We start from the raw sequence: 7,665 nt of genomic DNA, 5'->3' as shown, positions 1-7,665 counted from the left end.
TTGTACTCACCCTCTCGGGCTTTCCTCCGGGCTTTTCCCTTCGGTCTTGCGTTTCCGACTCTATCAGACTCTTTCGTGTCCGATTCCCGGTCGAAACGGGTTCGCTTTCCAGTTCTTCGCTTTCGCGTTTCCCTTTCCGGCGAGTCCGACTCTATCAGATCCTTTCGGGCCTGATTCCCAGTCAGCGGGGTTTGCCTTCCCGGCCGTTGGGCCGTTCCGACGTCTCAAACTCTAGCGGATTTTCCCGGCGACTCATAATCGAGTCTTCGAAATCAATTTCGGCATGCCGAAATTGTCCCGAGTGGGAGATCGTGCTGAGTTTTGGTTGCCGCATTCGCGGCGGGATCGGCTGTCGCAGAACCGTTCCGGCTCCGTGACAACTCGAAGAACCTTACGGACCGGTGAGGAGTGTGTCAACCCCGCCAGGTCAAGCCCTTTTCCCACGTGTCGGACGGGGGTTCAGTCCAGGTCGGTGAGGCGGCCGCCGGCGTCCGGCTGGGCATGCTCCACGCGGCGCAGGAGACGGATCAGCATGTCGCCGAGACCTCCGCGTTCATCGGCCGTGAGGTCCTGGAGCAGGTCCTCCTCGAAGTCGGTGGCCATCCGCATGGCCTCCAGCCACTTCGTACGGCCCTCGTCGGTCAGCTCGACGATCACGCGCACCCGGTTGTTCTCGTCGCGGTCGCGCGTGACCAGGCCCTCGCCCGCCATGCGGTCGATGCGGTGGGTCATCGCCGCGGGGGTGAGTCCCAGGCGCTTGGCCAGCTCTCCCGGGCCCAGGCGGTACGGGGAGCCCGCCAGGACCAGGGTCTTGAGGACCTCCCACTCGGCGTTGCTGATGCCGAGGGCGGCGAGCTGGCGTCCGTACGCCACGTTCATCCGGCGGTTCAGCCGGCCCAGGGCCGAGACGACCTGTTCGACCTGGGGGTCCAGGTCGCGGAATTCGCGCTGGTAGGCGGCGATCTGCTCGTCGAGGCCCGGCTCCTGCGGTCCGGGCTGCTCGGTGGTGTCAGGCATGGCGGGCAGTATGGCACGCCCTCCAAAGCCGTCGAAGTCCTTCGAGCTGTATTGTTGAAGTTCTAACTTTAGTGCTAAAGTCTTCGGGTTCGAGTCGTTCGGATGGCTCGGCATGTCGCTTCGAGACCTTGAGGTAGGTGAGTGTGACCAGGGAGATGGGTGCAGCACTGCGGCGGATCCAGCTGGGGAGCGCGCTGAGCGCGTTCGGGCTGGGGTTCACCGTTCCGTATCTGTACGTCTATGTGGCACAGGTACGTGATCTGGGTGCTGGCACCGCGGGAGTCGTACTGGCGGTCTTCGCCATGGCGGCGCTGGCCGTTCTGCCGTTCACCGGGCGGGCCATCGACCGGCGCGGGCCGCTGCCCGTGCTCGTCGTCGCCTCGGCCGTCGCCTCGCTGGGCGCCGTCGCCCTCGGCCTGTCGTCGGGCGTGACCGCCTCCGTACTGTCGGCCGCCGTCCTCGGCGCGGGTACGGCGGTCATGCAGCCGGCGCTCGCCACGATGCTCGTGTGGTGCTCCAGCACCGCCACCCGTACGCGCGCCTTCGCCATGCAGTTCTTCCTGCAGAACCTCGGGCTCGGCATCGGCGGGCTGGTCGGCGGGCAGATCGTCGACACGAACCGGCCGGAGACCTTCGCCCTGCTGTTCCTCATCGAGGCCGCGATGTTCGTCGTGCTCGGTGTCATCGCCTCCACGGTGCGGCTGACCCGTACGCCGTCCTTCTCCGACGCCAGGCCCACCGACGGGTCCAAGGCCCCGGGCGGGCTGCGGACGCTGCTCTCGCACCGGGCCATGGTGCAGCTGTGCGTGCTGGGCTTCGTGCTGTTCTTCGCCTGCTACGGACAGTTCGAGTCCGGGCTCGCGGCGTACGGCACCGAGGCCGCCGGGATGGAGCCCTCGACGCTCGGGATCGCGCTGGCCGCCAACACCGCCGTCATCGTCGTCGCGCAGTTCGTCGTGCTGCGGTTCGTCGAGCGCCGCAGGCGCAGCCGGGTCATCGCCTCGGTCGGTCTGATCTGGGCCTTCGCCTGGATCGTGGCCGGATACGCGGGGCTCGGGCACGGCAGCCAGACCATGGCGACGGCCGTGATGATCTCCACGTACGCGCTGTTCGGACTCGGCGAGTCGATGCTGTCGCCGACGGTGGCCCCGCTGGTGGCCGATCTGGCGCCGGAGTCGATGGTCGGGCAGTACAACTCCGCGTTCGCCCTGTGCAAGCAGCTCGCGCTGGCGGTCGGTCCGGCCGTGGGCGGGCCCATGGGGGCGACGCTGCACGGGCCGTACATCGTGACGTTCGTGCTCTTCTCGCTGGGCATCACGGCGCTGGCGCTGCGGCTCGGCCGACAGCTCACCCCCGTACAGGACCAGCCTTCGCTGGAGACGGTGCCTTCCCGGGTGGTGGCCGTGTCACTGCCGGAGGCCGAGGCCGGCTCCGGCTCCGCTGCCGCCACCGCTGCTGCCGCTGCCGCTGCTCACTGAGCGTCCGGGCCCTGTCCTCGGCAGGGCCCTCACCGCGGCAGGGCGAATTCGCACCAGACCGCCTTGCCTCCGCCCGGTGTGCGACGGCTGCCCCAGGACGAGGCGATCGTCGCGACGATGGAGATGCCGCGGCCCGCTTCGTCCGCCGGGTCGGCCCGCCGGCGGCGCGGCAGGTGGTCGTCGCCGTCGGTCACCTCGATGATCAGCCGCCGGTCGGTGCGGCGCAGCCCCAGGCGCATCGGCGGGGTGCCGTGCTTGAGGGAGTTCGCGACGAGTTCACCGGCGGCCAGGACGCCCAGGTCGCAGAGTTCGACCGGGAATCGCCACGAGGTCAGGACCCCGGTCGCGAAGGCGCGGGCGCGCGGGGCCGCCTCGATGCCGCCGAGGAGATCGAGCGAGGCGTTGTGGAACAGCTCCGCGTCGGCCCCCGTACGGGCGGGGTGCTGGACCACCAGCACGGCCACGTCGTCGTCGTGTTCCGCGGTGACACCGAGGGAGCGGATCAGCCGGTCGCAGACCACCTGCGGTGAACCCTTGGCACCGGACAGGGCGCGTTCCAGCGCGGCGACGCCCTCGTCGATGTCCTCGCTGCGCCGCTCCACCAGGCCGTCCGTGTAGAGGACCGCGGTGGAGCCGGGCGGCAGCGGGATCGTGCCCGAGGTGTGGATCCAGCCGCCGGTGCCGAGCGGTGGTCCCGTCGGGTCCTCGGCGCGGTGGACCGTGCCGTCCTCGTTGCACACCAGGATCGGGAGGTGGCCGGCGGAGGAGTAGACGAGCCGGCCCTCGTTGGGATCGTGGACCGCGTAGGCGCAGGTGGCGATCTGGCTGGCGTCGATCTCGGCGGCGAGACCGTCCAGGAGCTGAAGCACCTCGTGCGGCGGGAGGTCGAGGCGGGCGTAGGCGCGTACGGCCGTACGGAGCTGGCCCATGACGGCGGCGGCCCGCACCCCGCGCCCCATCACGTCCCCGATGACCAGGGCGGTGCGGCCCGCGCCCAGGGTGATGACGTCGTACCAGTCGCCGCCGACCGCGGCGTCGGTGCCACCGGGCTGGTAGGTGGCGGCGATCCGGAGGTCGTCGGGCTGCTCCAGCTCCTGCGGGAGCAGGGAACGCTGGAGGGTGACGGCCGTTTCGCGGTGGCGGCGCTCGCTGGCCCGGAGCCGTTCGGCCGCTTCGGCGTGGTCGGTGACGTCGGCGGCGTACACGAGCACGCCGCCTTCGCTCCCTCGGCCTCTTCCTCTGCCCTTGTTGTTCCCGCTCTGCTTCTTGAGGCCGCCCTTGCCGCCCTCGCCTCCCTCTTCGTCGTCCCGGTGCACGGGAGTACAGGTGACGGTGTACGAGTTGCCGCTGCGGACCTTGCGGGACTTGACCGTGCGGGGGGTGCCGCTGCGCAGGACCTGGTCCATGAGGGGCAGCAGGCTGAGTTCGTGGAGCTCCGGCATGGCCTCGGCGGCGGTGGCGCCGGCCGGGCGGGGCCCGAAGGCGGCGGTGTAGGCGTCGTTGACGTACGCGATCCGGTGGTCGGGGCCGTACACCAGGGCCACCAGGGCGGGCAGCTGGCCGAGGATGTCCCGGGCGGAGAGATCCTCCGGGGTGGGGCCGCCCGGCCGGGTCCCGCCGCGCGAGTCGTCCCGGGGATCGGGGCCCGTCCCGCCGTGCGTGTCGCCGTCCGGCGGGCGGGGCCCGGCCTCGGGCCGTGCGTACTCGGCGCGGGCCGGGGGCACGGAACTGCGGTCGTCCCGTGCGGCGGCGCGGCGCTGCGTTCCGGGTAGGCGGGCGCTCCAGCGCGTGAAGTTCACGGAATTTCTGGCCTCGTGTGTCGGTCTGGTCCGCTCTTGCGGGCTGCTCACTGTCGGTCACTGCCGGCCGGGTCACTCTGTGCAGATGTGGGCCCACCTATGGTCACACGTCCAGTGTGGCGGACCGCACTGACTGTTGTCGGTACGGTCCTCCCCCCGGCGGACGCACGGGCGGGTCGACGGTCCGTCAGCCGCCGTTCGGCGGCCGTCCGTCGGGCCCGGAGGGAACGTCGGGCCCCGGCGCTCTGCCCGGGCCCGGCGGGCCGTTCGGGCCGGGGCGTCCGCCGCCCGCGGCGAGCTCGAACTCGGCGCGCGGGTGTTCCAGCGAACCGAGGGAGACGATCTCGCGCTTGAAGAGCCCGGCAAGGGTCCATTCGGCAAGGACGCGGGCCTTCCGGTTGAACGTCGGGACACGGCTGAGGTGGTACGTGCGGTGCATCAGCCAGGCCGGATATCCCTTGAGCTTACGGCCGTAGACATGGGCGACGCCCTTGTGGAGGCCGAGCGAGGCGACGGAGCCCACGTAGCCGTGCCGGTACTCCTCCAGGGGCTCGCCTGCCATCGAGGCGAGGATGTTCTGGGCGAGGACCTTGGCCTGGCGCACCGCGTGCTGGGCGTTGGGCGCGGTCGCCCTGCCCGTCTCCGCGGCGGTGAGGTCGGGTACGGCCGCGGCGTCCCCGGCGGACCAGGCGTGCTCGACGCCCTCGACGGTGAGCTCCGCCGTGCACCTGAGCCTGCCGCGTTCGTCGAGCGGCAGGTCGGTCGCGGCGAGGACCGGCGCGGGTCTGACCCCCGCGGTCCACACGAGGGTGCGGGTCGGGAACCTGGAGCCGTCGCTCAGGACGGCGATCCGGTCCTCGCAGGACTCCAGCCGGGTGTCGAGGCGTACGTCGATGTTGCGGCCTCGCAGCTCACGGATGGCGTAGGTGCCCATCTCCTCGCCGACCTCGGGAAGGATGCGGCCGGATGCCTCGACGAGGATCCATTTCAGGTCCTCGGCCTTGATGTTGTGGTAGTACCGCGAGGTGTAGCGGGCCATGTCCTCCAGCTCGGCAAGGGCTTCGACGCCCGCGTATCCGCCGCCGACGACGACGAAGGTGAGCGCGGCGTCGCGGATGGCGGGGTCGCGGGTGGCGGAGGCGATGTCCATCTGCTCGATGACGTGGTTGCGCAGGCCGATGGCCTCCTCGACGGTCTTGAAGCCGATGCCGTGGTCGGCGAGGCCGGGGACCGGGAGGGTGCGCGAGACGGAGCCGGGGGCGAGGACGAGTTCGTCGTACCGGATCTCGACCGCGCCGGTGCCGTCCTCCCCCGTGGCGAGGGTGGTGACGGTGGCGGTGCGCTTGGCGTGGTCGATGTGCTGGGCCTCGCCGATCACGATCCGGCAGTGCGCGAGGACGCGGCGGAGCGGGACGACGACATGGCGCGGCGAGATCGAGCCGGCGGCCGCTTCGGGCAGGAACGGCTGATACGTCATATAGGGCTCGGGCGTGACGACCACGATCTCGGCCTCGCCGCTTCTCAGTCTCTGCTTCAGCTTCCGCTGGAGGCGCAGCGCTGTGTACATCCCGACGTAGCCACCACCGATGACGAGAATGCGCACGCCCGGCGGGGGTCCTGGGGGTGTTCCCCCGGATTCTGAAGCCATCACCACCCCATGACGCAACGTGCTCAAGGGTTTGTCCACAGGCTCGACAAATTGTGTGACCGGAGGTTTTGGGCGGGCGGTTGCCGCGGGGCTCGGCGGTGGTGCGCAAGCCGTGCAGGTCAGGGGTCGGGGTGGGGGCCGTGGGCGGGGGTCGAATCAGTGACCAACCGGTCCTTGCTCCGATCGGGGGGCGCTCCATGCGGAACTACCCCCTTCTGAATTGAGCCGGGCTCAACTATGTTCGTATGTCGCCGGGGTGTCGGGTGGGGACCACGATCCGCTCCCTGGCTCAAACGGCGGGAAGTCTCCGGGGGGAGACGTCATAACCGGGGGAACAGTTATGCACATTCAGGATTCTCATTGGCCGACCGCTGCCGCGGTTTCGTCCCATTCGTCCGACGGAACGGGACGAAACGGAGCGGTCGGCACGGCCGGAGCGGTCGGAGCGGCGTCGACGGCGAGCCCGGTCGTCACGGTCGGGGTGAACGGGACGAACGGCGCGACCGGAGCAGCCGGGACAGTCGGCGCCAACGGCCGTACGGCTCCGCTCCGCGTGGACGCTCAGCGCAATCTGGAACATGTCCTGCGGGCCGCGCGCGAGGTGTTCGGGGAGCTGGGATACGGGGCTCCGATGGAGGACGTGGCGCGTCGCGCCCGGGTCGGGGTCGGCACGGTGTACCGGCGGTTCCCGAGCAAGGACGTGCTGGTCCGGCGGATAGCCGAGGAGGAGACCTCCCGGCTGACGGACCAGGCCCGGACCGCGCTCGGCCAGGAGGACGAGCCGTGGTCGGCGCTGTCGCGCTTCCTGCGGACGTCCGTGGCCTCCGGCGCGGGGCGGCTGCTGCCGCCCCAGGTGCTGCGGGTCGGCGTCGACGTCGATTCCGATGGCATCGGTGACGGCGACGGCGGTGGCGATGGTTCGGCGGCGGCCGTATCGGGGTCCGCACCGGGCTCCGCACCGGTTTCGGGCAGTGGCCGGGACGAGGCCCGGGTGCCCCAGCAGCGCCAGGGCGCCGGCCAGGCCGACCTCCGGCCGGCCGACGATCGGCCCACCGCGGAGACCGGTGTCGAGGACGACGACGCGGGAGCCGGTGAGCTGCTGGAAGTGGTCGGCCGTCTGGTGGACCGGGCACGGGCGGCCGGTGAACTGCGCCGCGACGTGACGGTCGCGGACGTACTGCTGGTGATAGCGACGGCGGCACCTTCGCTGCCGGACGCCGCCCAGCAGGCCGCCGCTTCGAGCCGGCTCCTGGACATCCTGCTGGAGGGACTGCGCTCCCGGCCGGCCGCCTGAGCGGAGCCTGCGGGACCTGCGGGATCTGTGGGACCCGAGGGCTCCATGGGACCTGAAGGCTCCGCAGGGCCCGAGGGCTCCATGGACCCGAGGGCCCTGTGGGTCTGCGGGGCCTGTAGGGCCTGCTGATTCCCGCGTTCCGCGAGATTCTCGGGATGCGTGGGCGCGGTGGCGTGTACTGCCGCTGCGCCCATGCACTGCCTGCGCGCGGGCGTGCTGTCGACCCGCTGAGCCCGCTTCCGTTCGCGTTGGCCGATGTGGCCCGTTTTGATGGGGTCTCGGTCTACAGCCCGTCATCATCCGTCCGGCTGCCGGGACCGGCGTCCGCGAACGTCTCGACCGCCACCGAAACCCGCATCGCCCTCCAGCCGCACGCCTGTCGCGCCCGAATCGCGTACCGCGGCTCCGACTCGGCCTCGCAGAAGAGAT

Annotated in this window: 5 protein-coding genes; 2 read left to right on the top strand and 3 right to left on the bottom strand. The window is 70.9% G+C overall.

Going from position 1 to position 7,665, the window contains the following annotated elements:
- Positions 1 to 459: 459 nt before the first annotated feature.
- Positions 460 to 1,017: a MarR family winged helix-turn-helix transcriptional regulator gene (locus ACWCPY_RS39330; RefSeq protein WP_093549590.1), complete on the bottom strand. Its 558-nt coding sequence runs from the start codon at positions 1,015 to 1,017 to the stop codon at positions 460 to 462.
- Between the two features lie 155 nt (positions 1,018 to 1,172).
- On the opposite strand from ACWCPY_RS39330, the gene ACWCPY_RS39325 reads away from it, so the two are divergent.
- Positions 1,173 to 2,495, top strand: coding sequence for an MFS transporter (locus tag ACWCPY_RS39325; RefSeq protein ID WP_451273401.1), 1,323 nt, complete (start codon positions 1,173 to 1,175; stop codon positions 2,493 to 2,495).
- A 29-nt stretch (positions 2,496 to 2,524) separates the two neighbouring features.
- On the opposite strand, the gene ACWCPY_RS39320 is transcribed toward ACWCPY_RS39325, so the two are convergent.
- The gene (locus tag ACWCPY_RS39320; protein WP_451273395.1) at positions 2,525 to 4,294 is read right to left on the bottom strand and encodes an ATP-binding SpoIIE family protein phosphatase; all 1,770 of its coding nucleotides are present in this window, start codon (positions 4,292 to 4,294) and stop codon (positions 2,525 to 2,527) included.
- A 187-nt stretch (positions 4,295 to 4,481) separates the two neighbouring features.
- The gene (locus tag ACWCPY_RS39315) at positions 4,482 to 5,942 is read right to left on the bottom strand and encodes an NAD(P)/FAD-dependent oxidoreductase (protein WP_451273393.1); all 1,461 of its coding nucleotides are present in this window, start codon (positions 5,940 to 5,942) and stop codon (positions 4,482 to 4,484) included.
- Positions 5,943 to 6,282: 340 nt separating this feature from the next.
- Here ACWCPY_RS39315 and ACWCPY_RS39310 point away from each other — a divergent pair, with 340 nt between their 5' ends.
- Positions 6,283 to 7,236: a TetR/AcrR family transcriptional regulator gene (locus tag ACWCPY_RS39310; RefSeq protein WP_451273391.1), complete on the top strand. Its 954-nt coding sequence runs from the start codon at positions 6,283 to 6,285 to the stop codon at positions 7,234 to 7,236.
- Positions 7,237 to 7,665 lie beyond the last annotated feature (429 nt).

The organism is Streptomyces sp. NPDC002403, from assembly GCF_053593015.1.
The sequence above is the reverse complement of the archived record's forward strand: the minus strand, read 5'-3'. Positions and strand labels throughout refer to the sequence as shown.